Genomic DNA, 26783 nt, shown 5'->3' on the forward strand with positions numbered 1-26783 from the left:
CAAGGACAGTCAATAGATCACGAGAACCGACAGGAGTTGGCGATGCCATACCCGGCCGGACGGCATTTCCTGCAAATTCCCGGTCCGACAAATGTGCCGGACCGAGTGCTGCGCGCTATTTCCGCCCCCACGATCGACCACCGGGGACCCGATTTCGCGACCCTCGCGCTCGACGTGCTCGCAGCACTGAAACCGGTGTTCGGCACGACCGGCCCGGTGGTGGTCTACCCGTCGTCGGGCACGGGTGCGTGGGAGGCTGCGCTGGTCAACACGCTCAGCCCGGGTGACCGCGTCCTCGCGTTCGAGACCGGGCACTTCGCGACGCTGTGGCGGGAGGTGGCGACCAACCTCGGCCTGGACGTGGACTTCGTGCCGGGCGACTGGCGGCACGGCGTCGACCCCGCGGCCGTCACGGAGAAGCTGAGGCAGGACCCGTCGATCAAGGCCGTGTGCGTGGTGCACAACGAGACCTCGACCGGCGTGACGAGCCGCATCCCGGAGATCCGGGCCGCGATCGACGAGGCGGAGCACTCGGCGCTGCTGCTCGTGGACACCGTGTCCTCGCTCGGTTCGGTCGACTACCGGCACGACGAGTGGGGCGTCGACGTCACGGTTTCCTGTTCCCAGAAGGGTTTGCTGCTGCCACCCGGGCTGGGCTTCAACGCGGTGAGCGAGAAGGCGCTGCGTGCGGGCGGCGGGTTCGCGAAGTCCTACTGGGACTGGCGGCCGATCCTCGCCGCGAACGAACGCGGCTACTTCCCCTACACCCCGCCGACGAACCTGTTGTACGGCCTGAAGGAAAGCCTCGCGCTCCTGAACGAAGAGGGCCTGGACAACGTGTTCGCCCGGCACCTGCGGCACGCGAAGGCCACCCGCGCGGCCGTCCGGGGCTGGGGCCTCGAGGTGCTGTGCCTCGACGACCGCGAGCACTCCCCCGTGCTCACCGCGGTGCTCGTGCCCGACGGCCATGACGCCGACAAGATCCGCGCGCTGATCCTCGACCGGTTCAACATGTCGCTCGGCACCGGGCTCGGCAGGCTCGCGGGCCGCGTGTTCCGCATCGGGCACCTCGGCCACTTCAACGACGTGTCCCTCGCGGGCACGCTCTCCGGCGTCCAGATGGGACTGACCATCGCGGGCCTGTCCGTCGACCCGGCCGGGATCACCGCCGCGCTGCACGTCCTGGAATCGGCATGAGCATCATCGGGCAGCTGCGGCGCGACGTCGGCGGCGAGGTCATGGCCGACGACTACACCCGGCAGCTCTACGCCCGCGACGCCAGCATGTACTCGATCACCCCGCAGGCGGTGGTGTTCCCGCGCGACGCCGACGACGTGGCCGCCGTGGTCGCCGCCGCCCGCGACCACGCGGTGCCGGTCACCGCGCGCGGTGCGGGCACGAGCCTCGCCGGGCAGACCGTCGGACCGGGCATCGTGCTCGACCTGTCCCGGCACATGAGCCGCATCCTTTCGCTCGACCCGGAGGCGGGTGTCGCCCACGTACAGCCGGGGGTGGTGCAGGACCAGCTGAACCGGGCGGCGGCGAAGCACGGGCTGATGTTCGGGCCGGACACCTCCACCAGCAACCGCGCCACGGTCGGCGGGATGATCGGCAACAATTCGGCGGGCAGCGGGTCGGTGCGCTACGGCATGACCATCGACCACGTCCGCGAGCTGGACGTCGTGCTGTCCGACGCCTCCACCGCCCACTTCGCGCCCGGCACGACGGCCGGCGACGGGCTGGCCGGGGCGCTGCACCGGGAACTGCCGAAGCTCCTCACCGAGCACGAGCACGCGATCGCCACCGGCTACCCGCGGTTCTGGCGCCGCGCGGGCGGCTACCGGCTCGACCGGCTCGCCGCCGACTTCGACCTCGCGAAGTTCGTCGTCGGCTCGGAGGGCACGCTCGTCGTCGTCACGAGCGCGGTCGTCGGCCTCGTGCCGAAACCGAAGCGGACCGTCATCGCGGTCGGGCACTTCACGTCCACACAGGCCGCGATCGCCGCCACCGAGGACGCGCTCGCGTGCGACCCGGCCGCGGTCGAGCTGATGGACCGCACGATCCTCGACCTGTCCCGCCAGAAGATCGAGTACGCCGCGCTCGGCACCATCCTGGAAGGCGACCCGGAGGCGCTGCTGTTCGTCAGCTTCACCGGCGACGACGAGCACGAGCTCACCGGCCGCCTCGCACACCTGACCTCGTTGTGGCGCAAGCACAACCACGGCTACCACACCCTGGAGGCGATCACCCCGGCGCAGCAGTCGTCGCTGCTGAAGGTCCGCAAGTCCGGGCTCGGGCTGCTGATGGCGGCGAGTGTCGGCGCGCGGCGGCCGCTCGCGTTCGTCGAGGACACCGCCGTCGACCCGAAGCACCTGCCCGAGTACACGGCGCGCTTCGCCGAGGTGCTCGACCGGCACGGGCTGAAGGCCGGGTTCTACGGCCACTGTTCGGTGGGCTGCCTGCACATCCGCCCGTTCGTCGACCTCACCGACCCCGACGGCGTCGCGACCATGCGGTCGGTCGCCGAGGAGATCAAGGACCTCGTCCGCTCCTACGGCGGGGTGAACTCCAGCGAGCACGGCGACGGCCTGGCCCGCAGCGAGTTCAACCGCGAGCTGTTCGGCGACGACCTGTACGAGGCGATGCGCCGCGTGAAGGGCCTGTTCGACCCGGCGAACGTGCTGAACCCGGGCAAGATCGTCGACGCGCCGTCGATGACAGAGCACCTGCGCGACCCGGCGCTGCCGCAGGCGGTCCCGTTCCGCACGCACCTGGACTTCGAGGTGGTCGGCGGCATGCGCGGCGCGGCCGACCGGTGCATGAACATCGGGCTGTGCCGCAAGACCGACGCGGGCGTGATGTGCCCGTCGTACATGGCGACCCGTGCCGAGGAGGACTCCACCCGCGGCCGCGCGAACGCGCTCGTGCACGCGCTGTCCCAGGCCGACCCGAAGGCGGCGCTCGGCGACGACCGACTGCACGAGGTGCTCGACCTGTGCCTGATGTGCAAGGCGTGCAAGAGCGAGTGCCCGCTCGGCGTGGACATGGCGAAGCTGAAGAGCGAGGCCCTGCGCCACCGCCACGACACCCACGGCACACCGCTGCGGTCGCGGGTGTTCGGCGGCATCCGGTTCCTGAACCGGCTCGGCTCGGCGACCGCGCCGCTGTCGAACCGGACGGGTCTCGTGCGCGGCCTGATGGAGAAGCGGCTGGGCATCACGGCGAAACGACCGCTGCCGAGGTTCGAACGCGTGAACCTCGTGCGGTGGTTCCGCAAGCGGCCCGCCGCGGAAGGCAAGCGCGAGGTGACGTTCCTCGCGGACTCGTTCACCACCTACACCGAACCCGGGGTCGGCCGCGCCGCCATCGAGCTGCTGGAGCTGGCGGGCTGTCGCGTGCGGCTGTCCGACGGGTGCTGCGGCCGGTCGAGCCTGTCGAAGGGCCTCCTCGACGACGCGCGGAAGAAGGCGAGCGCGCTGGTCGCCGGGCTGGCGGGCGAGGGGACGATCGTGGGCTGTGAACCGTCGTGCGTGCTGTCACTGCGGGACGAGACGCTGTCGCTGCTGCCGTCCGATCCGGGGGCGCGTGCGGTGGCGGACCGGGTGCGGCAGGTGGAGGAGCTGATCACCGAGGCCATCGACGCAGGCGACCTGGAGCTGTCGGCGGACGCGTGGCCTGCGGGCAGGAAGATCCTGTACCACGGGCACTGCCACCTCAAGGCGGACGTCGGAACGGCCGCGACACTCGCGTTGCTGCGCCGCATCCCGGGCGCGGTGGTCGAGGAGGTGGACGCGGGCTGCTGCGGCATGGCGGGCTCGTTCGGCTTCGAGGCCGAGCACTACGAGACGTCGATGGCCGTCGGCGAGGACCGGCTCTTCCCGGCCGTCCGCGCGGAACCGGAGGACACGGTGATCGCGGCGACCGGCGTCTCGTGCCGCCAGCAGATCGGCCACGGCACCGCCCGCCGCGCCCATCACCCCGTCGAGCTGGTGCTGGCCGCGGTCAGGCGGTAGCCGCGGCGTGGGTCCCCGAACCAGCTTGCCGTACGTGACGGTGGTCAGCAGCCGTTTCACGTCGACGGCCAGGCCTGCGCCGTGCGACACGTGAAACGCGACTGCGCGGTGACCATCGACGCGCACCCGCACGCGGTCGGCTAGCCGAGGCGGATCCGGCGCGGCAGGCTCCCGGACCCCAGGAGCGCCACCAACGGCACGGCCGTACAGACCGCCGTCGCGACCAGGAGGTTCGCGTTGCTGGGCAGCACGAGCATGAGCAGGCTCACCACGACGGGCACGGAAAGCACCAGTGCCGCCCGTCTGCCTTCCCGGGTGCGCGCACCTCCGGCCACCACGACACCGGTGGCGAGCACCGCCAGGGCCAGAGCCCAGAGCGTCATCCTGACCGGCCCGTGCTGCGCCGTCGTGATGTCCATCGGGTGGAACAGCACGCCGTACGTGCCGAGCGACTTCATGACCAGCACAACACTCGTCCCGACCGCCGCGACGAGCACGACGATCCGCCTGCCACCGACCAGCTCCCACCCGCGAGCGGGCCCGGGCGACCAGGTCAGTGCGACGGCGACCAGCACGCCGAGCAACATCCAGCCCGTGGTGACGACCACGCTGTCCCAGAACAGCGGGTACCCGAGCACGGCGGCCGCCAGGAACGCCGGCGTGCCGAGCCACGCGCCGACCGCGGCGGCGCGCCGCTTCCGGAACAGGCTCAGCACCGCCACCACGCCCCAGATCGCCCACACCGGCGCGCCGGGGAACTCGAGGATCGCCGTGGACAGCCGCCAGACCGAGCTCCCGGCCACGAGCCTGTCCAGCACGGTGGCGGCACCCGCCAGCATCACGATGGGGCCGAGCAGACTGACGATCGCGAGCACGTCGCGGTGGTCGATCCCGCCGTCCATGCCCACCATCCGGCGCAGGTGCAGACGCAGCGCACCCCGCAGCAGGTCGACGGTTTCCTTGCCGCTGGGACCCGAGCCTGCGAGGAGGACGCCGAGCATCTCGTCCTCATGCCGCTCGCGGTGATCACGCGGGTACCACGCGAGGAGCTTCCGGTAGTGCCGTTCGTTCACGCTGTTCCTCCCGTGAGCCGCGCGCGGAGACGCTGCCGCGCCGCACGGGTGTGTGCGGACAGCTTCTCCACCTCGGCGGCCAGCCTGGCGGCACCGGGTTCGGTCAGCCGGTAGTAGCGCCGGAGCCTGCCGTCCACGACCTCCTCGCGGTCGACGTCCACCCACCCGTCCGAACTGAGCCGGTCCAGCGCGGCGTACAAGGTCCCTGCCTGCAGCGAGACGCGACCTTGGGAGATCTCCTCGACGTCACGCAGGATGCCGTAGCCGTGCTGAGGTCTGGCAGCCAGCGCGGTGAGGATCAGGAAGGTCGGCTCCCGCAGCGGTGTGGTCGCGCTCATGCCTGCCGGCCCGTCCGAACGCGGCGGGGCAGCCCGCCCAGAGCCAGGAGCACCACGACCGGCACGCCGTAGCAGACCGCCATCTGCAGCATGAGGCGCGAATACATGGGCACCATGAGCATGAGCACGCTCACCAGGGCGGGCACCGACAGCACCAGCGCCGCGCGGCGACCCTCCCGCGTCCGCGCGCCCGCCGCCACCAGGGCACCGGCGACCAGCGCGGCCAGCCCGAGGAACCACCGCGCCAGTCCTCCGTTCCCCTGGACGAACGTCACTAGTTCCAACGGGAAGAACAGCAGGCCGTACTGCCCGAGCGACGTGACGACCAGCACGGCGCTCACCGCGACCGCCGCGACCAGCACCGCGAACCGCCTGCCACCGACCAGTTCCCAGCCACGGGCCGGGCCGGGCGACCAGGTCAGCGCGACGGCGACCACGGCCCCCAACAGCAGCCAGGCGGCGTAGAAGACCACCGACGCCCAGAACCATCCCATCGCGTACACCGCGGCGACCACGAAGCCCGCGGTGCCGAGCCACGCGCCGACGGCGGCGGCGCGCCGCATCCGGAACGCGCACAACACCGCCACCACGCACCAGATCGCCCACGCCGGGCCGGCCGGGTTCTCGACGAGGTCCCACCGTGACAACCCGATGCCCGCACGCAGCTTGAACAGCACCCGGTCCACCATCGGGGCGGCACCGGCCAGCAGCACGACCGGGCCGAGCAGGCTCACGATCGCGAGCACGTCCCGGTGGTCGATCCCGCCGTCCATGCCCACCGTCCGCCGCAGGTGCAGCCGCAGCGCACCCAGCAGCAGGTCGGCGGTCTCCTTGCGGCTGGGCCGGGTCCGGTCCTCCGCACCGGCCAACAGCACGCCGAGCATCTCCTCGCCGTGCCGCTCGCGGTGGTCCCTCGGGTACCAGGCCAGCAACCGCCGGTACCGGTCAGCGAGATCTCTGTTTGGCATGATCAGTTTTATATACCGATCAATTGACTATGGCAAGGGCGCCAGCATGCCGTGCCGCACGAGGTCGCGGACGATCGGAAGTGCGGCGTCGGTGTCGATGCCGTCGTACACGATCTCCAGCAGGGCCAGCAGGTCCTCGAGCGGCAGCGCGCCCCGGCAGCCCGCGAGCAGCTTCGCTGTTGGCTCATCGACCTCGTGCTGCCAGCCGGGACCGTCGGTGCGGTGGAGCCTGCGCACGAGCGGCGCCCAGCCCTCGTCGTCCGGCGCCGAGACCTCCTCCAGCACCACGGTCGGCGGCACGGTGAACCGGGTCTGCGCGAGCCGGTCGTCGTTGGCGCGCAGCCACGCCACGTTGTCCAGCCACCGGGACGCCTCGGGTCCCAGCGGGTCGTCGTAGGCGTGCCGCAGGTCCTCGCACACGACCTCGACGTCGGCGGCGTCCGTACGACGCAGCGTCACGTACCCGAAACCGACGCCGTCGACGTCGTTGCCCGCGAACCAGTCCAGCCAGGCGCCCGCCTTCGCACGCCCCTCCGGCGAACGCGGGTCGATGCCCGCGTCCCGCAGCCAGGTGCCGACGTACAGGGCCGGATCGGCCACGTCCCGCTGCACGAACCACGCGTCGACGCCCGGCGGCAGCCACGACGCGACCCGCTCCGCCCAGTCCTCGCCGTCGCGGTGCAACCATGACGCGAGCAGCTGCCCGACCCCACCCTCGGCGAGCAGCGCGGGCAGGCGGCGGACGACGAGCGCGCTGGCGTCATCACCGGCGAGCCCGGAGTCGCGGTAGGTGTAGTCGACGCGCGCGGGCCCGACGACGAACGGCGGGTTGCACACGATCTGGTCGAACCGCCTGCCTGCCACCGGGTCGAACCACGGCCCCTCGACCAGCTCGACGTCCAGCTCGTTGAGCCGGAACGTGCCCCGCGCGACAGCGAGCGCCCTCGGCGACAGGTCGGTCGCGGTGATCCGCTCGGCGTGGGTGCTCGCGTGCAGTGCCTGGACACCGCAGCCGGTGCCCACGTCGAGCAATGTACCGACGGGACGGCGCGCGGTGGCGCGGGCGAGGTTGATCGACGCGTGCCCGACTCCCAGCACGTGGTCCTCCGGCACCGTGCCGCCCCGGTGGTCGGCGTCGAGATCGGCGACCACCCACCAGCTCTCCCCGTACGGCCGGATGTCCAGCCCGGCCCGCCCGTCCGCGGTCAGCACCTCGTTCGCGACGGCGTCGGCGAGGTCCACGGACCCGAACGCGGACCGGATGGCGCTTTCCCCTTCTGCGTCACCGAGCAGGAACAGGCGGATGAGGGTGCCGAGGTCCCCGGCGTCACGGCTGGCCCGCCGCGCGGGTTCGGGCTCGCCACGGCTGAGCGCGGCGTGGGCCTGCCCACCCAGCGCGCCGACGACACCGTCCGGGGTGTAACCAGCGGTCAGGAAGGCGTCACGCAACCGGGAACACAGGTCAGCGGAAAGGTCAGGAAGCACGAACGGATGCTGTCACGCCCCGCCCGAGCCCGCGATCGGGGCCGAAAGCGTCTTTTCAGGGCATTGGGGATCCCTAGACTGGTGCGGTGACCGACCCGGACGCCGAACTCCGTGCCTGGGCGCCGAAAACCGGCGACTCGACGCTGCCCGGGCCGCGCCTGCCCGGCTACAGCGACTTCCGGCTCGTCGCGGAGGGCGGTGAGGGCACCGTTTATCGCGCGCGGCAGGACGGCCTCGACCGGTTCGTCGCGGTCAAGGTGCTGACCGTCGAGGACCCGGCGCGGCTCGCGCGGTTCCGGCGGGAGCTGGAGATCACCGTGCGGCTCGGCCGCCAGCACCCGCACATCGTCACGGTGATCAACACGGGCACGACGCCGGACGGGCGGCCGTGCATCGTGATGGAGTACCACGACCTCGGGTCGCTCCACGACCGGCTGCGGGAACGCGGCCCGCTGCGGGTCGACGAGGTGGTGGCGGCCGGCACCGCGGTCGCCGACGCGCTGGCCTTCGCCCACGCGCAGGGGTTCCTGCACCGCGACGTGAAGCCGCAGAACATCCTCGTGCTGCCGACCTCGTACGTGCTGGCCGACTTCGGCATCGCCAGGATGGCCGACGCCGCGAACACGTCGTCGCTGCAGCTGGTGAGCTACCGGCACGCGGCACCGCAGATGCTCGACGGCGCGGAACCCTCCCCCGCCGACGACCTGTGGTCGCTCGGCTCGACGCTGTACACGCTGCTCGACGGCGCACCACCGTTCGCCACCGACGACGACACGGTGCTGTCGTACCTGGCACGCGTGCGGTCGACCGACCCGAGACCGCTGTCACGTCCCGACGTCCCACCGGAGCTGACCGCGATCCTCATGCGGTGCCTGGGTAAACGCCGCGAGGACCGCTACCCGGACGCCGCGGCACTGCGCACGGCACTGGCGGCGGTCGACACCCGAGGTTGGACCCCGTCGGTGCCGATCGCCGACTTCGGCCCTCGGCCGGCGGCACCGCTGCCGGAGATCCCACCGGACATCCCGGACCCGACCGAACGCGACCTCACGGAGGCGGGCCCGGGCAGCGCACTGGCCGGACTGACCGTTAGGCTGCCGGACGCGCCGCAACCACCACCGCCACCGCCCAAGTTCACGCCGCCACCCCCGGAAGAGCCCGCACCGCAACGGAAAAGCAGGAAGGGCCTGGTCTTCGGATTGGCCGCCGTCCTCGCCGGGATCGCCGTCGGTGTGGTCGCGACCGTCCTCAATGGACCCGATGGGCAGACCGCGCAGCCACCGGCCACCACCTCGCCGACGTCGACGACCACCACGACGTCGACCACCACTCCTCCTGCCACCGGTGGAAACCCGGCCTTCGCGCCGACCCTGCGACCCCTCGACGACCAGGGCGAGAGCGTGACACTCACGTGGACCGACCCAACGGACGGCAACGCGGAGTTCGTCGTCGTGGACGCCACCGCCGAGCAGGGGCAGGCGATCACCCAACTACCCGCCGGCGCCACGACCTACCGGGTAGAGAGCCTGGACCCGGCGGCGGAGCGGTACTGCTTCGTGGTCCTGGCCATCGGCCTGGACAACCCTGCCGACGACCGAGGCGCATCGGACCGACTCTGCACAAACCGCTAACGCTCCATCCACCGCCTGTTCTCGGCTGCTGGCTGGTGGTGGGGTGGCTGTGGGGATGTCCTCGGCGGACGCGCGTCCCGCCCGGTTGGCTTTTCGTGCCCTGAAGGTGTTTCGGGACGTGCCCGATGTCACGAAGGGGTCCTTCATCGCACCGACCCTTACGAAGGACGCCTTCATCACGTTGAGCGCAACGAAGGGGTCCTTCATCGCATCGAGCGTTACAAAGGGGTCCTTCGGGCCATCGGCGGGATGGAGGTGCGGGCGCACACTCACAAACGAGAGAAGAGAAGCCGGACGCAAGCCCACACCACTCCCGAAGATGCCAACCCGCAAGGCCATCCCGGAGACCTGCCCCTCCGGCGAGGAGCCGCCGGAGGCAAAGCCCGTCCGGCGAGGACAAACCACACCATGCAGAACGTCCGGCGAGCACAACGACCAGACCAACGTGTGGCCACAAGCACTACCGACGCCACAACACCCGCGGATCCACCGCCCAGAACACCCTGCGATACCAGGGAACCCGACGCCGCAACTCAGCCCGAACCTGCCGCGCCAACGGCCAAGCCGTCCCTCCCGACGGCACAGGCGAAGGCGCGAACGCGGCCCGGTCGGCCAGTGCCGCCACCCCGACCGCACCCGGGATGGCCAGGTCCGCCGCGATCTCCGGGGCCGGCCGGTGCCGCGCGGGTGACCGTCCCGCCAGCAACAGCGAGTCCAGCACGTACGCCCACGCACCGGTCGCCCCGGCCCGCCGCAGTCGCAGCCGCCGCCCGGCCCGCAACATCCCCAGGACCGCGACGACGAGCACCGGCACCCCGGCCACGAGCAGGTACCACGGCCTGGCGGCGGAACCCGCGGCCGCGGCGGCGGGTTCCGGCGTGGGCGGCGCCGGCAGCGGCGGCCCGGTCGTGTCCGGTGTCGACGGGGTCGGGGTCGGGGTGGCCAGCCGGTTGATCACCGCACGCCGCGACGCGGAGCCGGGCCCGTCGTCCGTGCCCGACACCGGGTCGAACGGCACCCAGCCCCAGCCCGCGAAGTACACCTCCGGCCAGGCGGTCGCGTCGCTCGCGCGCACCACCGCCACCCCGCCCGCGCCGGGCGGCACCGGCCGGAAGCCGACCACGAGCCGGGTCGGCAACCCGACCGCGCGGGCCAGCACCGCGTACGCGGACGCGAACTGCTCCGCCGTGCCCTCCCCCGCACCCGGCGAACCCGGTGCGCCGAACAGGAACGTCTCCAGCCGCGCGTACGACGACCCGACCGGCGCGTCGGCCTCCGGGGTCCGGCCCGCGCGCACGACCTCCTCGATCGCGACCGCCTTCTCGAACGGGGTGCGGGCGTCGGCGACCGTGCGCCGCGCGTACTCGGCGAGCGAGTACGGCAGGCCGGGCAGCGCGAGGTACCGGCGTGCGGCGGCCGCGTCGGGCACGCCTGCCGCGAGCAGGTCGGCGTCCTCCGGTGCGTCCACTGTGGAACTGACGGTGTAGGTGAAACCCTTGCGCGGCCAGGAAGGCAGGACCATCGACCCGGAGTCGGGGTCGACGACGGCCGCGCTCACGCTGGTCGTGGCCGGTCTGCCGGTCGTCGGCAGCCACGGCACGGCGAGGTCGCCGATGGTCACCTCGACCTGGGTCTCGGTGCGCCGGGCCCCGTCGGGCAGGCGCGGTGGGGCGACCGTGCCGAGCGGGCTGTACAGCGAGGACGCGCGCCAGGTGGCGCCGGTGTAGTCGGCGAGCGCGACGAGCCGGGTCGGTGTCGCGGGACCACGCACGCGGAACAGTTCGGTGTCGCCGCGCGCGGCCCAGGACGCGAGCTGCGGCAGCGGGCTCGCCACCGGCAGGTCGGTCACGGGCGGCGTGACGAGCGTCCGGGGTTCGAACGGGGCGCGAGCAGGCAGAAGCGTTGCCACCACGGCGAAAGCGGCCAGCCCGACCACGAGCGCGGCGGAGAGCGCGGCGGGCCGGTCGACCACGACCCACCCGACCGCGATCACGGCGAGCAACGCGAGCGCGCCGAACCCGTGCGGGTCGGCCTGGCCCGCGGTGAGGAGCGCGGCGGCGACGTACAGGACGGCCCCGCCGGCCGCGGGCACGACGAGCGCGCGAGCGGCCACGGTCAGGGCGCTCACGAGGGCGACCGCCACGACCAGCAGGACACCGGGCACGAGCAGCTCCGGTGTGGCCGGCGCGGGCCGGGGTGCGGTGAGCAGCCGGGGCACGGAGTCGAGCACGGCGTCGAGCGGCCCGGCCGCCGGCGCGACGTAGTGGGCCCCGACGACGGAGACGGTCAGCACGACGAGCACGGTGATCCCGGCAGGCACCCGCAGCACCCCCGCACCGAGCACGATGGCGTAGGTGACCGCCACCGCGGCGACGAACACGAGGACCGCGAGGGCCCCGGCCCATCCCGCGGCGAGCTGCACCGCCCCGGCGACGAGCACCGCGGCCGACCACCCGACGCGCACGGTCATCGCGCCACCACCGCGTCCCACAGGGAAAGCACGTCCTCCGCGCGGGGCCCGGTCAGCACGAGCACCGTCCCGGCCGCCGTCGTCGTCGGCTCCTGCGCCGCCCCGTCCACGACCAGCACCACCCCGGCCGACGCCCGCCCCGCCGCCAGCAGCAGCGGCGCCTGCTCCGCCCCGGGACCCGAGATCACCGCCACCACGTCGAGCTCCCGCACCGGCACCGACGCAGCACCGCCGTCCACCAGCCCGGCATCCGCCAACGCGGCCAGCACGTGGTCGGTGTCGCCGGCCACCTCGAGAGCGATGGCCCCGGACGCCGAGAGCAACCGCGCCGGGTGCCCGGCCCCGACCGCGGTGCTGAGCAGCGACGCCGCCACGTCCACGGCGTCCTCGAACCCGTCGGTGTCCGGGTGGCTGCCGACCCGGTCGTCGAGCAGGACGGCCAGGTGCGGCCGTGCCGGGTCGGCGTCCTCGCGCACCATCAGCGTGCCGGTCCGCGCGCTGGTCGCCCAGTGCAGCCTGCGCAGGTCGTCGCCCGGCACGTACTCCCGCAGCCCCACCAGGTCGGTGCCGCCCCGCTCCACCCGTTCGTCCGCGCCGACCTGACCGCGCCGCACCCCGGACGGCAGCCCGCGCACCGGCAGCACCCTCGGCACCACCCGGACCTCGACCGCCTCTCCCAGCAGGGCACGTGAGCCCGCGAGCCCGGCCAGCCCGTGCCTGCGCAGTTCGAGTGGCCCGACCGGCAGCACCCCGCGGCGCACGGTCGGGATCGGGTACTCGACCGTCGTGCTCACCCCGGCTCCCAGCAGGGGCACGGCCACCGGCACCGGTTCGCCGCCGACGGACTCGACCGCGTCCAGCCGCACCGGCAGCCGCCTCGCCGTGCTGGTCAGCTCGAGCGTCCCGGTGCACGTGCCGAGCCGGTGCACCGTCCTCGGCCGTACGGCCCGCGCCGCCCGCACCGGCACGGGCACCACGACGCTCGCGACCCCGGCGGCGACCAGCGCCACCAGCGCGAGCCCGAGCCCCGCCACCCCCGGGTACCGCCACGACAGGCCGAGCCCGGCCAGCACGGCACCGAGCACGAGCGCCCCGGTGCCACGCCACGTCAGCCGGATCATGACGGCCGCGGCACCGGGACGCGCTCCACGGCCGCCGCCAGCACGTCCGCTGTCGTGGTGCCTGCCAGCAGCGCCTCCCTGGTGAGCACCAACCGGTGCGCGAGCACGGGCGCGGCGAGCCGCTGGATGTCGCTCGGCACCACGAAATGCCTGCCCTGTGCGGCCGCGTACACCTGCGCGCACCGCACCATGGCCCGGAGCCCACGTGTGCTGGCACCGAGCCGCAGCGCGGGGTCCGCACGGGTCGCGGTGCCCAGTTCGCCGATGTAGCCCAGGATCGGCTCGGCCACGTGCAGCCCGGCGAGCAGCCTGCCGTAGCCGGTGACGGCCTGCGGGCTGGTCACGGTCGGCACCTGCGCCACCCGGCCCGCGGTGCTGCCGGGCCGCAACACGTCCAGCTCGTGCGCGGGTTCCGGGTAGCCGATCGACGTGCGCACCATGAACCGGTCGAGCTGTGCCTCCGGCAGGCGGTAGGTGCCGTCGAGGTCGATGGGGTTCTGCGTGGCCACCACCAGGAACGGCTCCGGCACGGCGTTGGCGACGCCGTCGACGGTGACCGTGCGCTCCTCCATCACCTCCAGCAGCGCGGACTGGGTCTTCGCGGCGGCCCGGTTGATCTCGTCCGCCAGCACGACGTTCGCGAACACCGGGCCCGGCCGGAAGCTGACCTGGCCGGTGCGCGGGTCGTACACCGAGGTGCCGGTGACGTCCGACGGCAGCAGGTCGGGGGTGAACTGCACGCGCCGCGACAGCCCGCCGAGCGCACCGGCGACCGCGCGGGCGAGCGTGGTCTTCCCGGTGCCCGGCACGTCCTCGAGGAGCACGTGCCCGCCGGCGAACAACGCGACCAGCACGAGGTCGATCACGTCGCGCTTGCCGCGGACCGCGGTCTCCACCGCGTCCCCCACCTGGGTGTGCAGCACCTGGAACGCGGTGATCTCGTGCTCGCCGACGCCCTGCCCGGTGACCGCGGTCATGACTCGTTCCTCCTTGTGTACAAGAAAACCGCGATGACCAGCAGGCCGAGCCCAGCACCCGCCTGCCCGAAGTCGATCGGCTTCGCCACCGGCGACAGTTCGACGATCTTGCCGGTACCGAAGCAGGCGTACTTGCCGCACGTGGGTTCCCTCGGCCCCCGCACCGTCTTCGCCGCCGAGTCCACCGACTGGCTGCCGTCGCTCGCGTGCGCCCGGACCACGAGCCGGTTGCTGCCTTCCTCGACCCCGATCTGGGCGGAGGTCGCCGAGCAGGCGATCGCCACCGAGTAGCCCTGGGTCGTGTTGACGAGCTGGCAGCTCCCGTTGTGGCTCGCCCAGTCGCCGGGCGGGCTCAGCGCGACGAGACGGGTGTAGTCCTGCTGCCCGTTCGGCGCCGTGACCGTGCCGATGATCACCGCGCCCGCGGCGGGCATGGACGGCGGAGGTGGCGGATCCGGCGGAGGTGGCGGCGCGGGCGGGTTCGTGGTGGTCGGCGCCGGGTTCGTGGTCGTGGGGTTCGTGGGCGTCGGGTTCGTGGTGGTCGGCGCCGGGGGCTGGGTCGTGGGCTGCGACTGCCGCGGCGGCACGTTCCAGGAGCCGGTGCCCGCGGTGCCGCGCCCCGCCCGGTTGGTCGCGGTGACGGTGATGTCGAGCCTGCCGTTGTCGCAGAACGTGCTGTCCGCGCACGGGACCGTGAGCCGCGCGCTCGTCTCCGTGGTCTGCGTGGTCTGGCTGCCGCCGGTGAAGTCGCCGCTCACGACGACCGTGTACGAGGTGATGGGGCCGCCGTTCTCGGTGGGCACGCCCCAGCTGACGGTGGTGGTCAGCTCGGTGTCGGAGCGGCTGCCGAGCATCGCGGTGATCCCGGGTGGCGCGCCGGGCGCACCGCGGTTCCCACCGCCGGGCTGGGACGGTCCGGTGGTGGTGCCGGGTCCTGGCGCTCCGGGTGGCCTCGGCTGGTCCCCGCGGCCACCGGGCCGTGTCGGCTCTTCCGGCCGCGGGCTCGGGCGCGGCGGGGTGGGCACCTCCGGCATCGGCGGCCGGTCCGGGTTGACGACGGGCAGCTCCGGGCTGCGGATGGTGACCGGCCTGGTGGACCCGTCGGAGTCGACGATCACGCCGCGCTCGGCGCCCGGCGCGCTGATGAACAGGCGGCCGTCGTCGAACACCAGCTGTGGGTCCATTCCGCCGGGAGTGGCGATGTCCTGCGCGGCGCGGCTGCCGGACCGGTCCAGCACGAGCACCTTGCCCGCCCCGAGGCACGGCACGTAGACGCGGTCGCGGAACACGACCGGCCGCCCCGGCCGCGCACACCCGAGCGCGGCGACGTCGACCCGCACGACCCGGTCCCCCGCCACCAGCACCACGATCCCCTGCCCCGGCACGGACGCAGGCACGAGCCCGGCCGGACTGCTTTGCGCGGCAAGCACTTCCCTCGGCAGCCGCGACGTCGCCCCGGCCACGTCCTGCCCGGTGCCGACCTGGCGGACCACGCCGCCGTCGAGCCCGAACAGCGTGACACCCCTGCTGTGCGGGACGAGGACGGTCGCCGGGCCCGCGCCACGCACGACGTCGTCGGACTTCTCGTCGAACGCCTGGTCGTCGTCGGACCACTCGAGCGCGTGGAGGTGCCCGTCGTGGTCGACGGCCCACACGGTGCCCTCGTCGTCGACCACCACGTCGGCGAGCGGAAGCCCGGCCCGCCAGGGCTTGCCGACGTCCACGAGCGTCACGGGATCGGCGTTGGTGATCGTGCCGGCGGCGCGGTCGACCACGTACACCCGGCCCTCGGAGACGAGCACCTTGCTGGTGGCACCCGGCGGCGCCTGCCGCCGCCCGCTGGCGAGCAACGTCGCGAGGTCGATCACGGTGATCTGCCCGCTCCGCCGGTCGAGCACGACGAGCACGCCGTCCTTCTGCGTGATCTCCAGCTGTGCGTCACCACCGCTGACCTGCAGCCGCACCTCAGGTCGCCCGGAGGCGGGGTTCACCTGGACGACCTCACCCCTCGGGTCGTCCGGCAGCCAGGTCAGCCCGTCCGAGACGTCGACCGCCGTCCGCGCCACCCCGGTCCCGAGCACGGCACCGGCGATGAGCAGCACCCCGAGCGACGCGGCCCCGAAACTGGCCGAGTCACGCACGCGCCCTCGCGTGCCGAACAAACGCCGGGCAATCCCCTGAAGCACGGCCATTTCCCCAAGTCTCCCCGACCTGCGCGCGCGAGATGCTACCGAGTCGGTCCGTCAAGGACCATCGGAACCGATGTCTCGGTGCCGCTTCGTCTTCGGAGCACTCGCACGCAGGGATTGGCGGGGATGTCGCCGCGCGGCGCGGTAGGCGCCATCCGGGTCAACGGCCGATGGCAGGCCCCGCGTCGAGGAGTTTGAAGTTCGTGTTGGTGCGGCCATCGTCCGGGGTGTTCTCGCCGTCGTGGAGGACGAGCAGGCCGTTCGGGTAGGCGCGGCCCAGCGGTGTGGTGCTGACGGCGGCGCCGTCGCTGTGCTCGACGCTGTCCACCCGCCCGTCGGCGACCGCGAAACCGCTCCTGTACCGGAGTCCGTCGCGGGTGATGTCGTACCTCGCGAAGGTGCTGTCGCCCTGGCTGGAGGCCAGCAGGGTGCGGCGGTGGCCGTACGCGATCGTGAGGCCTTCCGCGTCCGCGCTCAGGTGGGTGCCCGCCTCCGGGGGCGGCGGCGCGGTCGGCGTGCACTCCTCCGTCTCCTCGTCGTACACCGCGGGCCGGCCGTACTCGCGGACCCGGTCGACCAGGACCGGTTTGCCGAAGCCCTTGCGGGACAACGGGATGCGCCAGATGCCGACATCTTCCTGGGCCGCGTAGAGCACGTCGTCCGTGCGGTCCACGACCATGCCCTCGACCTGCGGCCGCTCCCCCGGCTCGAGGCACGGGGTCCACGTGCCGCCACCGACGGCGAACTCGGCCGGGAGGTCGAGGACGGCCTTCCGGTGGTAGGTCACGCCGTCCGGGGTGACGGCGAGGCGGAACAGGCCCAGCCGTGTCTCGTTGCGCCTGCTCGCCACCACCCACGGGGCACCGCCCTCGGGGCCGGCCCACGTCGCGAGGCCGTACGCCGTGTGCTGCTCGGCCACCTCGGCCTCGTCGGTGCTGAACGCGAGCGGCGGGTTCGGCACGGTCACCTCGGTGAGCACCTGCCCGGCACCGGGATCGATCCGGTACACCCGGAGGCGGTCGAGGCCGCGGTCGCTGACGATCGCGTACCGGCCGACGACGTCGACGTTGTTGAAGCGGCCACCGGGCGCGGTGTCGAGGTGCTGCAGCTCGCGGCCACGCAGGTCGACGGCGGTGAGGCCACCGTTCTTGAGGGTGCCGACCACGACGCTCTCGGCGGGCCGGTCCGGGTTCACCCAGATGGCGGGGTCGTCGGCGTCGGCGTCGCCACCCGCCTCGTCGTCGTAGTTCGGGGCGGTCTCCGCCCGGGCGTCGAGGCGGTCGACGGGGCTCGCCGCGGCGGTGGACGGGACTGCCAGGAGCGCCGCCAGTACGCAGGCGCCGAGGATCGGGAACCGTGACATGTGAGCAGTCTCGTCACCCGAGGTGTACGAGCGGTGAACCTCGTCGGTCATGATGTACGACTGTGGAGTCCACCCGAGTGGACCGCTGGCTGTGGGCGGTCCGGATGACCAAGACCCGCTCGGACGCGGCGGCCGCGTGCCGCGGCGGGCACGTGCGGGTCAACGACCGCCCGGCCAAGGCCGCGACCAGCGTGTCAGCCGGGGACGAGGTGCGCCTGCGGGCCCACGGCCTGACGAAGGTCGTCGAGGTCACGAGGGTGATCCAGAAGCGGGTGGGGGCCCCCGAGGCGGCGATGTGCTTCATCGACCGCACGCCCAAGCCGCCGCCGGAGGCGCTCATGCCGGTCGCGCGGCGCGACCGGGGCGCGGGCCGGCCGACGAAACGGGACCGGCGGGTGCTCGACAAGTTCCGCAACAACGAGTGAGGCTGTGGCGCCCGTGAGCGCCACAGCCCCGTGACTCACGCCTGTGTGTCGGCCGGGATCGTCCAGTCCGGGCGCACGTAGTGGCAGGTGTAGCCGCCGGGGTGCTTGACCAGGTAATCCTGGTGCTCCTCCTCGGCGTCCCAGAAGGTGTCCGCCGCGGTCACCTCGGTGACGACCTTGGCAGGCCACTTGCCGGACGCGTCGACCTGCGCGATCGTCGCCTCGGCCGCACCCTTCTGCTCGTCGTCGAGGTAGAAGATCGCGGACCGGTAGCTGTCGCCGATGTCGTTGCCCTGGCGGTTCTTGGTGGTCGGGTCGTGGATCTGGAAGAAGAACTCCAGCAGCGCCCGGTAGTTCGTCGCCGCCGGGTCGTAGACCACCTCGATGGCCTCGGCGTGGCCCCGGTGGTCGCGGTAGGTCGGGTTGAGGACCTCGCCGCCGGTGTAGCCGACGCGGGTGGAGACCACCCCGGGCTGCTGCCGGAACAGGTCCTCCATGCCCCAGAAGCAACCGCCGGCGAGAATGGCGCGTTCGGTCGTCATCAGTCACCTTCCCTTTCTCTGGCCCTACCCCTCTCAGCGCGGACGACCTGGTCGTCCTTACCCGGAGGTGGGTCACCTCACAGTCATTCTCGCCGCTCGTGCAACCCGGCGGCGCCCGGCCGGGTCATGGACCCGATCACCGGGCACGGGAGGAGACATGTGGCCGAGCCGGAGCGGGACTGCACACAGTCCTGACCAGGCTTTTCCTCGACACACGGCGACGCGGCCGTGCGGGAGACGGCCCAGGACGCGAAGGTTCCCGGGCTGGCCGAGGACCACCTGATACCGGCCCGGCCGGGGGCGCGGGAGGGCTGGACGTACAAGACCGACGCGGGCCGCCCGACCCCGGCCGCTCACCGAGGCGCGGCTGGCGCGGATCGGGCTCGCGATCGCCGGGTAGCGGATTCTGTCGGTGGGGTGCGCCAGAATGGCCGCGTGGCAGTTCCAGACAGTCAGTTCCTGCGGATGATCGACCGGCTCGCGGAGGTCGAGCGCGCCGAGGGGCGCGACTACACGTCCTTCAGCGTGCGCGGCAAACGGTTCGGCTACTACTGGCCGCGCACGAAGACGACCGGGTTGAAGCAGACGCTGTCCGAACAGGAGGCCCTCGTAGCCGAGCGGCCGGACGTGTTCGAGGTGCAGTTCACCGCGGGCGGGTTCGGCTGGGTCGTGGTGTACCTGCAGGGCGTCGAGGCCGACGAGCTGTCCGAGCTGGTCTACGAGGCGTGGCGGCTGTCGGCGCCGGAGGACCTGGTCGAGGCCAACCCTCTGAAGCGGGTGTCCCGTGGCAGGCGGTGACGTCGAGGTCCTCGATGTCGCGGGCCACGAGGTGCGGATCACCAGCCCGGGCAAGGTGTTCTTCCCGGAGCGCGGTGACACGAAGCTGGACCTGGCCCGGTACTACCTGGCGGTGGCGGAGCCGCTGATGGCGGCCATGGGTGGGCGCCCGGTGATGCTGCAGCGGTTCCCGAACGGGGTGACGGGTTCGTCGTTCTTCCAGAAGCGGGTGACGCCGACGAAGGCCGACCCGTGGCTGACGACCACGAAGGTGTCGACGCCGAACGGCACGGTGTCGGACGCGCTCGTCGCGGTGGACCTGGCGCACGTGCTGTGGGCGGTGAACATGGGCTGCCTCGGGTTCCACGTGTGGCCCAGCACCGCGGCCGACCCCGACCACGCCGACGAGCTGCGCATCGACCTGGACCCGAGCCCCGGCGTCACGTTCCCGATGATCCGCGAGGCGGCGGCGGAGATCAGGACGCTGCTCGGCTCGCTGGGCATCGCGTGTTTCCCGAAGACCACCGGCAACCGAGGCCTGCACCTGTACGTCCGGCTGGAGCCCCGCTGGGACGGCTACCAGGTGCGGGCGGCGGCGGTCGCGATGGCGCGTGAGCTGGAACGGCTGCGGCCGGACCTGCTGACCGCCGCGTGGTGGAAGGAAGAACGCGGCGCCCGCGTGTTCATCGACTTCAACCAGAACGCCCCGCACAAGACGGTGTTCGGCGCGTGGTCGGTACGCGCCAACCCGCACGGACAGGTGTCGACCCCGTTCGAGTGGCACGAACTGGAGACGATCGAGCCACGCTCACTCACCATGGCGACGGTCCCGGCCAGGGTGGCGGAACAGGGCGACCCGTGGGCGGCGATGGTCCCCCAGTCGCTGGAGCCACTGCTGGCCATGTCGGAACGCGACATGGCCTCGGGATTGATGGACGCCCCCTGGCCACCGGTATACCCGAAGATGCCGAACGAGCCACCCCGCGTCGCCCCGAGCCGCGCACGCAAAGAGGAGTGACACGGGCGCAAGCCCACCCCACCCCCCTCCGGCGAGGACAAGCACACCGAGGCACCGAACCCCGATCAGACCCGGTTCGCCGACAGTGGCGCGTCGTCGTCCGCGTCCAGGAAGCCGCCGGACTGGTGCTGCCACAGCCGGGCGTAGACACCCTCCGCCCGCAACAGCTCCTCATGGCTCCCCTGCTCGAGAATCCGGCCGCGGTCCATGACGATGAGCTGGTCCATGCGGGCGACCGTGCTCAGCCGGTGCGCGACCACCAGCGCGGTCCGGTCCTCCATGATCTGCCACAACGCCTGCTGGATCAGCACCTCGCTCTCCGAGTCCAGCGCACTGGTCGCCTCGTCGAGCAGCAGGATCGGCGCGTCCCGCAGGATGGCGCGGGCCAGGGCCACGCGCTGGCGCTGGCCACCCGACAGCTTGACGCCCCGCTCGCCGACGAGGGTCTCGAACCCCGAGGGCAGTGTCTCCGCGAACTCCGTGACGTGCGCCGCGCGTGCCGCGGACAGGATCTCCTGCTCCGTGGCGGACGGCCGGGCGAACGCGATGTTCTCGTGCAGGGTCCGGTGGAACATCGCCGGTTCCTGGGGCACGTAGGCGATCAGGCTCCGCAGGTCGGCCTGCCGCAGCCGCGAGATGTCCTGCCCACCGATGCGGATGGTGCCGCCCTGGATGTCCATCATCCGCAGCAACAACTGCGTCAGCGTGCTCTTCCCGCCACCCGAACGGCCGACCAGACCGACCTTCGCACCGGAAGGCACCTCCAGGTCCAGCCCGTCGAACAGCACCGGCGCGCCTGCGTGGGCGAACCGGACGTCGGAGAACCGGATGTCGGCCGGGCCGGTGCGCAGCGGTTCCGGGGACGGCGGGTCGAGCACCGTCGGCGGTTCCAGCAGCAGCTCGGTGAACTGCGCGGCCTCCGTCAGTGAGCTCTCGAGCCTGCGGTAGATCTGGTTGAACTCGAACATGATGCGGGTGGCACTGGTGAAGTACGCGAAGGTGACGACCAGCGCCTCGACCCCGAGCCGGCCGCCGCCGAGGCTGATCGCGAGCACCAGCCCCGCCACGTTGGTCAGCACGGACAGCGGCGCGACGACCGTGTCGATCCGCAGGTTCGCGTAGTCCCACGACCGGATCGCGAGGCGGCGCTGCTCGGCGACGCGGCTGCGGTGCTCCGCCGCTTCCCGGTCCTCGGCGGCGAACGCACGCACGGTCGCCATGTTCGTGAGGCTGTCGGCCACGTGCCCGGCGACGCGGGCGATCGCGGCCTCCCGCTTGTCCACCAGCGCCTGCCTGCGCCGCACCAGCGGCGCGATCACGCACCCGGTCAGCACGATCAGCAGCACCAGCACGAACACGAGCACCGGGTCGTACCGCCACAGCACGAACGACGCGAACCCGAGCGGCACCAGCGTCGCGACGACCGAGAACGCCATCGTGTCGACGAACTCCTCGAACCGCGTCGCGAAGCTCAGCACCCGTTTGGTGAGCGAACCGGCGAAGTTGTCGTGGAAGAACGCGGCGTCCTTCGCGAGGAGCTCGTTCATGCCGAGCACGTACAGGTTCTCGATGCCCCGCCCGTCAGTCCTGTTGAGACAGTGGATGCCGACGCGCCAGAACACCTCGGTGAGCAGCAGCGCACCCGCGAACGCGAATACGGACGGCAGGACGGTGCCGACGGACACCGGCACGCCGGACGCGATCTTCCCCGCGAGGTCGGCCACGACCAGCGGCGCCACGTACAGGATGCAGGTGTTCCCCAGCGCGGGCAGCAACAGCGCGGGAACGGAGAGCCGTTTGTTGCGGCCCAGTTCCCGCCGGTAGTGACGCAGCGCGAGCAACACCGCGGTTTTGCGCTTGGACACGGCGCCCCTTCCCACGATCCCCCGGAAACACGCCGATGAACCATGCTGCCCGACCGCCCCGGCGCGCGGCGACCGAATATCGTGCGGGAGTCCAGCGCTGTCGGTCACGCTGTCGGGCAGGAGATGGGAGACGTGTCATGAGGTGTGTGCTCGTCGGTGGCGGGGTCGCGGCCGCGGCGACCGCGGCCGCGCTGCGCAGACGCGGGTACGACGGCGAGATCGTGCTCGTGGCCGACGAGCCGGACGCGCCGTACGAGCGGCCGCCGCTGTCGAAGGACGTGCTCGCGGGCGGTGACGTCGTCCCGGCCCGCAAACCGGAGTGGTACCGGGACAACGGCGTCGGGCTGCGACTGGGCACGCGCGCCACCTCGATCGACACCACCACGCGCACGGTCCGGCTCACCGACGGTGACGACCTTCGCTATGACACGCTCGTGCTGGCCACCGGGATGCGGGCGCGCAGGCTGGCGGGTTTCGATGGCGCGCGGATCCACTACCTGCGCACCGCCGCCGACGCCCGTGCGCTGCGCGCCGACCTCGTCGCGGCCGAGCGGGTCGTCGTGCTCGGCGCCGGGTTCGTCGGCTGCGAGGTCGCGGCGTCCTCGGTCGGGCTCGGCAAGCAGGTCACGATCTTCGAACCGGAACCCACGCCACTCGCCCGCGTGCTCGGCGTGAAGATCGGCGCCGCCGTGCTGGACATCCACCGGGCCCGCGGTGTCGAGGTGCGGACCGGCGAGTACGTGGAGACGTGCACTCCGTCCGGCGGCCGGCTGGTCCTCGAGTCGAACCTCGGGCACCGCGTGGACGCGGACCTCGTGGTCGTCGGCGTCGGCGCGCTGCCCAACGACGACCTCGCGCGGCACGCGGGGATCGAGACCGGCAACGGCATCCACGTCGACGAGTACGGCCGCACCTCCGCACCCGGCGTGTGGGCGCTCGGCGACGTCGCCGCCCAGCTCCACCACGGCAGGCGGGTCCGGGTCGAGCACCACGACAACGCGCTGCGGCAGGGCCAGACGGTCGCCGCGAACATCACCGGCGAGCAGAAGCCGCACACCGACCCGCACTGGTTCTGGTCCGACCACTACGAGCACAAGCTCCAGTCCGTCGGCCACGCCCGCGACCTGGACGACCTGGTGCTGCGCGGCTCCGTCGAGGAGGGCGTGTTCTCGGCGTTCTCCCTCACCGACGGCCGGCTCGACGGCGTGATCTCGCTCGGGCGGCCCGGTGACGTGCTGGCCGTCCGCCGCGCACTGCTCGCACCGCACACGGTGACGGCCGACGAGCTGCGCGACGAGTCGCTGCCGCTCAAGCAGCTCCTGTCACGCTGACGAGTCGACGTGCTCCTCTTCGCGCCTGCGCAGCGCGCGCCGCACCAGCGGCAGCACCGCGACGAGCACGAACGCGGCCAGCAGCGTGCCCGAGATCGGCCGGGTGAAGAACCCGGTCGCGTCCCCGTCGAAGATCAGCAGCGACCGACGCAGCGAGTCCTCCAGCAGTGAGCCGAGCACGAACGCCAGCACCAGCGGGCCGGGGTCGAACCCGAGCTTCTTCATCAGGTAGCCGATCGCGCCGAACACGATCACCAGCACGATGTCGAACACGTCGTTGTTGACCGTGTACACGCCGATGAGCGTGATCAGCACGGTGATCGGCGCCAGCACCGTGGCCCGCACCCGCAGGATCCGCACGAACAGCCCCACCAGCGGAATGCTCATGATCAGCAGCAGGATGTTGCCGATGTACATGGAGTTGACGACGCCCCAGAACAGCTCCGGCTCCTGCGACACGAGCTGCGGGCCGGGGCTCACGCCCTGGATGAGCAGCGCGCCGAAGATCACCGCCATCGTCGCGTTGGCCGGGATGCCGAGCGTCAGCAGCGGGATGAACGAGGACGTGGCCGCCGCGTTGTTCGCGGTCTCCGGCGCGGCGACGCCCTCGACCGCGCCCTTGCCGAACCGCGACGGGTCCTTGGCGCGGCGCTTCTCCAGCGCGTAGGCGGCGAGCGAGGACAGCACGGCGCCGCCGCCGGGCAGGATGCCGAGGACGAACCCGATCAGCGAGCCGCGGCCGATGGCGCCGGACGACTGCCGCAGGTCCTTGCGCGACGGCCACGCGTTCGCGACCTTCGCGGGTGCCTGCGTCGCGCGGTGCCGCTCCTCCAGGTTGTAGAGGATCTCGCCGAGCCCGAACAGGCCCATCGCGATCGGCACGAAGTCGATGCCGTCGGCCAGCGACAGGTTGTCGAACGTGAACCGCTCCGCCGAGGTGAACCCGTCCCGGCCGACCGTCGCGAGCAGCAGGCCGACGGACGCGGCGACGAGCGCCTTGATCCGGTGCCCGCTGCTGACCGTCGAGACGAGCAGGATGCCCAGCAGTGCGAGCGCGGTGTACTCGGGCGGCCCGAAGTCCAGCGCGAACCCGGCCACCAGCGGCGCGAGCAGTGACAGCGCGATGATCGACACGGTGCCGCCGACGAACGAGCCGATGGCGGCGATGCCCAGCGCGGTACCGGCCTTGCCCTGGCGCGCCAGCTCGTGCCCGTCGAACACGGTGACCACCGACGACGCCTCACCGGGCAGTCGCAGGAGGACGGACGTGATCGTGCCGCCGTACTGGGCGCCGTAGAAGATGCCCGCCAGCATGATGATCGCGGTCACCGGCTCGATGCCGAACGTCACGGGCAGCAGGATCGCGATCGTGGCCGCCGGGCCGAGGCCGGGCAGCACGCCGATCAGCATGCCGATGACCACGCCGATGAGGCAGTACAGCAGGTTCGTCGGTTCCAGGACGACACCGAAGCCGTCGATCACCGGGGAGAGGTCCACTGTCGGGTGCTCCTAGAACAGGTGCGGGATCGGCACGGCCAGCGCGGCCACGAAGACGAGGTAGAACCCGGCCACCACCCCGAGCGAGGTGATGATCGAGGTGCGCCAGCTCTCCCGGCCGAGGAAGCGCAGCCACACGAGGCACAGCAGCGCGGCGGGGATCTCGAACCCGGCGACCTCGATGACGGCGACGAACACGACCATCGACGCGAGCGCCGCCACCACGAGCCACGTGGTCCCGGTGAACTTCTCGGCGTCGTGCACCTGGCGTGCGAGAGCGAGCAGGACCACCCCGAGGACGGTGAGCACCGCGCTCACCAGCAGCGGCCAGGTGCCCGGCCCCGGCTCCCGCGCGGTCCCGGCCCCGAGCGCGACCGACCCGAGGACGGCCGCGACGCCGATGGCGATCACGACGACCGCGGTGACGGCGTTGCCGAGCGGGCCCGCCGCGGGCGGCCGGTTCTCGTGCTCGAGCGCCTCGACGTCGTGGACCGCGTCGGCGAGCGGGTGCCCGTGCTCGGGCACCCGCTCCTCCGGGGTGTCCCGGTCGGTCACTGCCCGGCGCCCAGGTCGATGCCGTGCTCCTCCACCACCGACTTGTAGTTGTCGAGGCTGTCGGTCCACTGGCCGCGCAGCTCGGTGCCGTCGACCTCGTTCGGCGTCAACTGGTTGTCCTCGTTGAACTTCTTGTACGCGTCGGTGCCGAACGCCTTCTGGAACGAGCCGCGCAGCGTGTCGAGGACCTCCTTCGGGGTGCCCTTCGGCGCGAACACGGCGCGGGACTGCTGCACCGGCACGTCGTAGCCCTCCTCGACCGCGGTCGGGGTGTCGGGCAGGTACGACGGGCGCTTCTCGGCGAACGTCACGATCGGCGTCAGCTCACCGGCCTCGATCTGCTCGACCGCCTCACCGAGCTGGATCGCGCCCACGTCCACCTGCCCGCCCAGCACCGCGGTCAGCGTCGGGGAGCCGCCGTCGAACGGCACCGCCGTGGCCTCGATGCCGGTCTGCGCGAACAGCAGCGCCTGCGACAGCTGGCTGCCGGTGCCGACCCCGGTGGTCCCGTACTTGATCGCCTTGCCGGCCTTCTTCAGGTCCTCGACCGTCTTCAGGCCCGACGACGGAGCGCTGACCAGCACGTAGTCGTCCTGGGAGATGCCGGTGACGATCTCGTAGTCGGCGATGTCGAGCGCCTCGTCCGCCGGTACGGCGAGTGGCGTGATGTACGCGAGGCTGCCGTTGTAGACCATGAGCGTGTGGCCGTTCGGCTCCTTGCCCGCCAGCTCCTTCGCGGCGAGCGCGCCGTTCGCGCCTGGCTTGTTCTCGACGGTGACGGCGACGCCGAGGTCGTCGGACACGGTGTCGGCGAGCGCACGCGCGATGAGGTCGGTGCTGCCGCCCGGGTCCTGGCCGACGTAGATGGTCACCGGGTCGCCGCCCGGGAAGCCGGACCCGTCACCCGAACCGCCGCCGAGGTTGCTGCCGCAGCCGGTGAGCGCGAGGGCCAGTCCGGCGCCTGCCACCGCCAGCCTGGCGACGTTGGTCTTCATGTTTCTCTCCTTCGAGAAGTCCGGCAGCCGTGCCCTTGGATTCGGGGAGCGTAATTTTCGGTATCGATGCGTGTCCAAAACCCTTGAAGCATGGTTTGATACCTTTCGCGCATCGATGCCGTTCAGGTATGGAGCAATGCGCAACTAACC

21 protein-coding genes are annotated in these 26783 nt (G+C 72.2%); 7 read left to right on the forward strand and 14 right to left on the reverse strand.

Annotated elements, in window-relative coordinates; translation table 11 throughout:
• The first annotated feature begins 105 nt into the window (after positions 1 to 105).
• Together FHR82_RS07675 and FHR82_RS07680 are read left to right on the forward strand one after the other, a co-directional pair.
• Positions 106 to 1197: a pyridoxal-phosphate-dependent aminotransferase family protein gene (locus FHR82_RS07675; RefSeq protein ID WP_376706390.1), complete on the forward strand. Its 1092-nt coding sequence runs from the start codon at positions 106 to 108 to the stop codon at positions 1195 to 1197.
• Entirely contained in the window at positions 1194 to 4013 is a 2820-nt protein-coding gene (locus FHR82_RS07680; RefSeq protein WP_184809596.1) for an FAD-binding and (Fe-S)-binding domain-containing protein, read from the forward strand. The genes FHR82_RS07675 and FHR82_RS07680 overlap by 4 nt, the downstream gene beginning before the upstream one ends.
• Positions 4014 to 4153: 140 nt before the next feature.
• Here FHR82_RS07680 and FHR82_RS07685 read toward each other — a convergent pair whose 3' ends face one another.
• Genes FHR82_RS07685 through FHR82_RS07700 form a run of 4 tightly spaced genes read right to left on the reverse strand, consistent with a single transcriptional unit; the run spans position 4154 to position 7877 of the window.
• Entirely contained in the window at positions 4154 to 5086 is a 933-nt protein-coding gene (locus FHR82_RS07685; protein ID WP_184809597.1) for a hypothetical protein, read from the reverse strand.
• Positions 5083 to 5424 carry a PadR family transcriptional regulator gene (locus tag FHR82_RS07690; RefSeq protein ID WP_184809598.1) on the reverse strand — a complete coding sequence of 114 codons (342 nt, stop codon included), beginning with the start codon at positions 5422 to 5424 and terminating at the stop codon, positions 5083 to 5085. The genes FHR82_RS07685 and FHR82_RS07690 overlap by 4 nt, the downstream gene beginning before the upstream one ends.
• Positions 5421 to 6392 carry a hypothetical protein gene (locus FHR82_RS07695; RefSeq protein ID WP_184809599.1) on the reverse strand — a complete coding sequence of 324 codons (972 nt, stop codon included), beginning with the start codon at positions 6390 to 6392 and terminating at the stop codon, positions 5421 to 5423. Before FHR82_RS07695 ends, FHR82_RS07690 begins: the two co-directional genes overlap by 4 nt.
• A 27-nt stretch (positions 6393 to 6419) precedes the next feature.
• Entirely contained in the window at positions 6420 to 7877 is a 1458-nt protein-coding gene (locus FHR82_RS07700) for a DUF7782 domain-containing protein (protein ID WP_184809600.1), read from the reverse strand.
• An 86-nt stretch (positions 7878 to 7963) separates the two neighbouring features.
• Between FHR82_RS07700 and FHR82_RS07705 the strand changes: the two genes are divergently transcribed.
• Positions 7964 to 9508: a serine/threonine-protein kinase gene (locus FHR82_RS07705; protein WP_184809601.1), complete on the forward strand. Its 1545-nt coding sequence runs from the start codon at positions 7964 to 7966 to the stop codon at positions 9506 to 9508.
• Positions 9509 to 9968: 460 nt separating this feature from the next.
• Here FHR82_RS07705 and FHR82_RS07710 read toward each other — a convergent pair whose 3' ends face one another.
• The 5 genes from FHR82_RS07710 to FHR82_RS07730 all read right to left on the reverse strand — a co-directional run bounded on the left by FHR82_RS07710 (position 9969) and on the right by FHR82_RS07730 (position 17679).
• Positions 9969 to 11978 (reverse strand): transglutaminase TgpA family protein, encoded by a 2010-nt coding sequence (locus FHR82_RS07710; protein WP_184809602.1) that lies wholly within the window; start codon positions 11976 to 11978, stop codon positions 9969 to 9971.
• Positions 11975 to 13099, reverse strand: a complete 1125-nt coding sequence (locus tag FHR82_RS07715; RefSeq protein ID WP_184809603.1) for a DUF58 domain-containing protein — start codon at positions 13097 to 13099, stop codon at positions 11975 to 11977. The genes FHR82_RS07710 and FHR82_RS07715 overlap by 4 nt, the downstream gene beginning before the upstream one ends.
• Positions 13096 to 14076 carry an AAA family ATPase gene (locus tag FHR82_RS07720; protein WP_184809604.1) on the reverse strand — a complete coding sequence of 327 codons (981 nt, stop codon included), beginning with the start codon at positions 14074 to 14076 and terminating at the stop codon, positions 13096 to 13098. Before FHR82_RS07720 ends, FHR82_RS07715 begins: the two co-directional genes overlap by 4 nt.
• Positions 14073 to 16217, reverse strand: coding sequence for a fibronectin type III domain-containing protein (locus FHR82_RS07725; RefSeq protein ID WP_184809605.1), 2145 nt, complete (start codon positions 16215 to 16217; stop codon positions 14073 to 14075). The genes FHR82_RS07720 and FHR82_RS07725 overlap by 4 nt, the downstream gene beginning before the upstream one ends.
• A 208-nt stretch (positions 16218 to 16425) precedes the next feature.
• The gene (locus FHR82_RS07730; protein WP_225943816.1) at positions 16426 to 17679 is read right to left on the reverse strand and encodes a phytase; all 1254 of its coding nucleotides are present in this window, start codon (positions 17677 to 17679) and stop codon (positions 16426 to 16428) included.
• An 11-nt stretch (positions 17680 to 17690) separates the two neighbouring features.
• Between FHR82_RS07730 and FHR82_RS07735 the strand changes: the two genes are divergently transcribed.
• Complete coding sequence (locus FHR82_RS07735) at positions 17691 to 18053, forward strand: Hsp15 family ribosome-associated heat shock protein (protein ID WP_184809606.1); 363 nt, start codon at positions 17691 to 17693, stop codon at positions 18051 to 18053.
• A 35-nt stretch (positions 18054 to 18088) separates the two neighbouring features.
• On the opposite strand, the gene msrA is transcribed toward FHR82_RS07735, so the two are convergent.
• On the reverse strand, positions 18089 to 18595 hold the full coding sequence (gene msrA / locus FHR82_RS07740; protein WP_221463554.1) for a peptide-methionine (S)-S-oxide reductase MsrA: 507 nt from the start codon (positions 18593 to 18595) through the stop codon (positions 18089 to 18091).
• Positions 18596 to 19060: 465 nt separating this feature from the next.
• Here msrA and FHR82_RS07745 point away from each other — a divergent pair, with 465 nt between their 5' ends.
• Both FHR82_RS07745 and ligD read left to right on the forward strand, forming a co-directional pair.
• Entirely contained in the window at positions 19061 to 19393 is a 333-nt protein-coding gene (locus tag FHR82_RS07745) for an MmcQ/YjbR family DNA-binding protein (RefSeq protein WP_184810404.1), read from the forward strand.
• Positions 19380 to 20390, forward strand: a complete 1011-nt coding sequence (gene ligD / locus FHR82_RS07750; RefSeq protein ID WP_184809607.1) for a non-homologous end-joining DNA ligase — start codon at positions 19380 to 19382, stop codon at positions 20388 to 20390. The genes FHR82_RS07745 and ligD overlap by 14 nt, the downstream gene beginning before the upstream one ends.
• Positions 20391 to 20455: 65 nt before the next feature.
• Here the strand turns inward: ligD and FHR82_RS07755 are convergent, their stop codons facing one another.
• Positions 20456 to 22255 (reverse strand): ABC transporter ATP-binding protein, encoded by a 1800-nt coding sequence (locus FHR82_RS07755; RefSeq protein WP_311770948.1) that lies wholly within the window; start codon positions 22253 to 22255, stop codon positions 20456 to 20458.
• Positions 22256 to 22392: 137 nt separating this feature from the next.
• Between FHR82_RS07755 and FHR82_RS07760 the strand changes: the two genes are divergently transcribed.
• Positions 22393 to 23586 carry an NAD(P)/FAD-dependent oxidoreductase gene (locus FHR82_RS07760; protein WP_221463555.1) on the forward strand — a complete coding sequence of 398 codons (1194 nt, stop codon included), beginning with the start codon at positions 22393 to 22395 and terminating at the stop codon, positions 23584 to 23586.
• On the opposite strand, the gene FHR82_RS07765 is transcribed toward FHR82_RS07760, so the two are convergent.
• The 3 genes from FHR82_RS07765 to FHR82_RS07775 are packed head-to-tail and all read right to left on the reverse strand — an operon-like array spanning position 23578 to position 26633.
• Entirely contained in the window at positions 23578 to 25083 is a 1506-nt protein-coding gene (locus FHR82_RS07765; RefSeq protein ID WP_184809608.1) for a tripartite tricarboxylate transporter permease, read from the reverse strand. The two genes, FHR82_RS07760 and FHR82_RS07765, sit on opposite strands and share 9 nt — an antisense overlap.
• 12 nt (positions 25084 to 25095) lie before the next feature.
• Positions 25096 to 25638, reverse strand: a complete 543-nt coding sequence (locus FHR82_RS07770) for a tripartite tricarboxylate transporter TctB family protein (protein ID WP_221463556.1) — start codon at positions 25636 to 25638, stop codon at positions 25096 to 25098.
• Entirely contained in the window at positions 25635 to 26633 is a 999-nt protein-coding gene (locus FHR82_RS07775; RefSeq protein WP_184809610.1) for a tripartite tricarboxylate transporter substrate binding protein, read from the reverse strand. Before FHR82_RS07775 ends, FHR82_RS07770 begins: the two co-directional genes overlap by 4 nt.
• Positions 26634 to 26783 lie beyond the last annotated feature (150 nt).

Source organism: Actinophytocola algeriensis (assembly GCF_014203735.1).
Lineage (GTDB): Bacteria > Actinomycetota > Actinomycetes > Mycobacteriales > Pseudonocardiaceae > Actinophytocola > Actinophytocola algeriensis.

Excerpts from the sequence above, each read along its gene's own strand:
- FHR82_RS07680 (WP_184809596.1), top strand. The coding sequence starts at position 1,194 with ATGAGCATCATCGGGCAGCTGCGGCGCGACGTCGGCGGCGAGGTCATG.
- FHR82_RS07690 (WP_184809598.1), bottom strand. The coding sequence starts at position 5,424 with ATGAGCGCGACCACACCGCTGCGGGAGCCGACCTTCCTGATCCTCACC.
- FHR82_RS07695 (WP_184809599.1), bottom strand. The coding sequence starts at position 6,392 with ATGCCAAACAGAGATCTCGCTGACCGGTACCGGCGGTTGCTGGCCTGG.
- FHR82_RS07710 (WP_184809602.1), bottom strand. The coding sequence starts at position 11,978 with ATGACCGTGCGCGTCGGGTGGTCGGCCGCGGTGCTCGTCGCCGGGGCG.
- FHR82_RS07715 (WP_184809603.1), bottom strand. The coding sequence starts at position 13,099 with ATGATCCGGCTGACGTGGCGTGGCACCGGGGCGCTCGTGCTCGGTGCC.
- FHR82_RS07720 (WP_184809604.1), bottom strand. The coding sequence starts at position 14,076 with ATGACCGCGGTCACCGGGCAGGGCGTCGGCGAGCACGAGATCACCGCG.
- FHR82_RS07730 (WP_225943816.1), bottom strand. The coding sequence starts at position 17,679 with ATGACCGACGAGGTTCACCGCTCGTACACCTCGGGTGACGAGACTGCT.
- msrA (WP_221463554.1), bottom strand. The coding sequence starts at position 18,595 with ATGACGACCGAACGCGCCATTCTCGCCGGCGGTTGCTTCTGGGGCATG.
- FHR82_RS07745 (WP_184810404.1), top strand. The coding sequence starts at position 19,061 with ATGATCGACCGGCTCGCGGAGGTCGAGCGCGCCGAGGGGCGCGACTAC.
- FHR82_RS07760 (WP_221463555.1), top strand. The coding sequence starts at position 22,393 with ATGAGGTGTGTGCTCGTCGGTGGCGGGGTCGCGGCCGCGGCGACCGCG.
- FHR82_RS07775 (WP_184809610.1), bottom strand. The coding sequence starts at position 26,633 with ATGAAGACCAACGTCGCCAGGCTGGCGGTGGCAGGCGCCGGACTGGCC.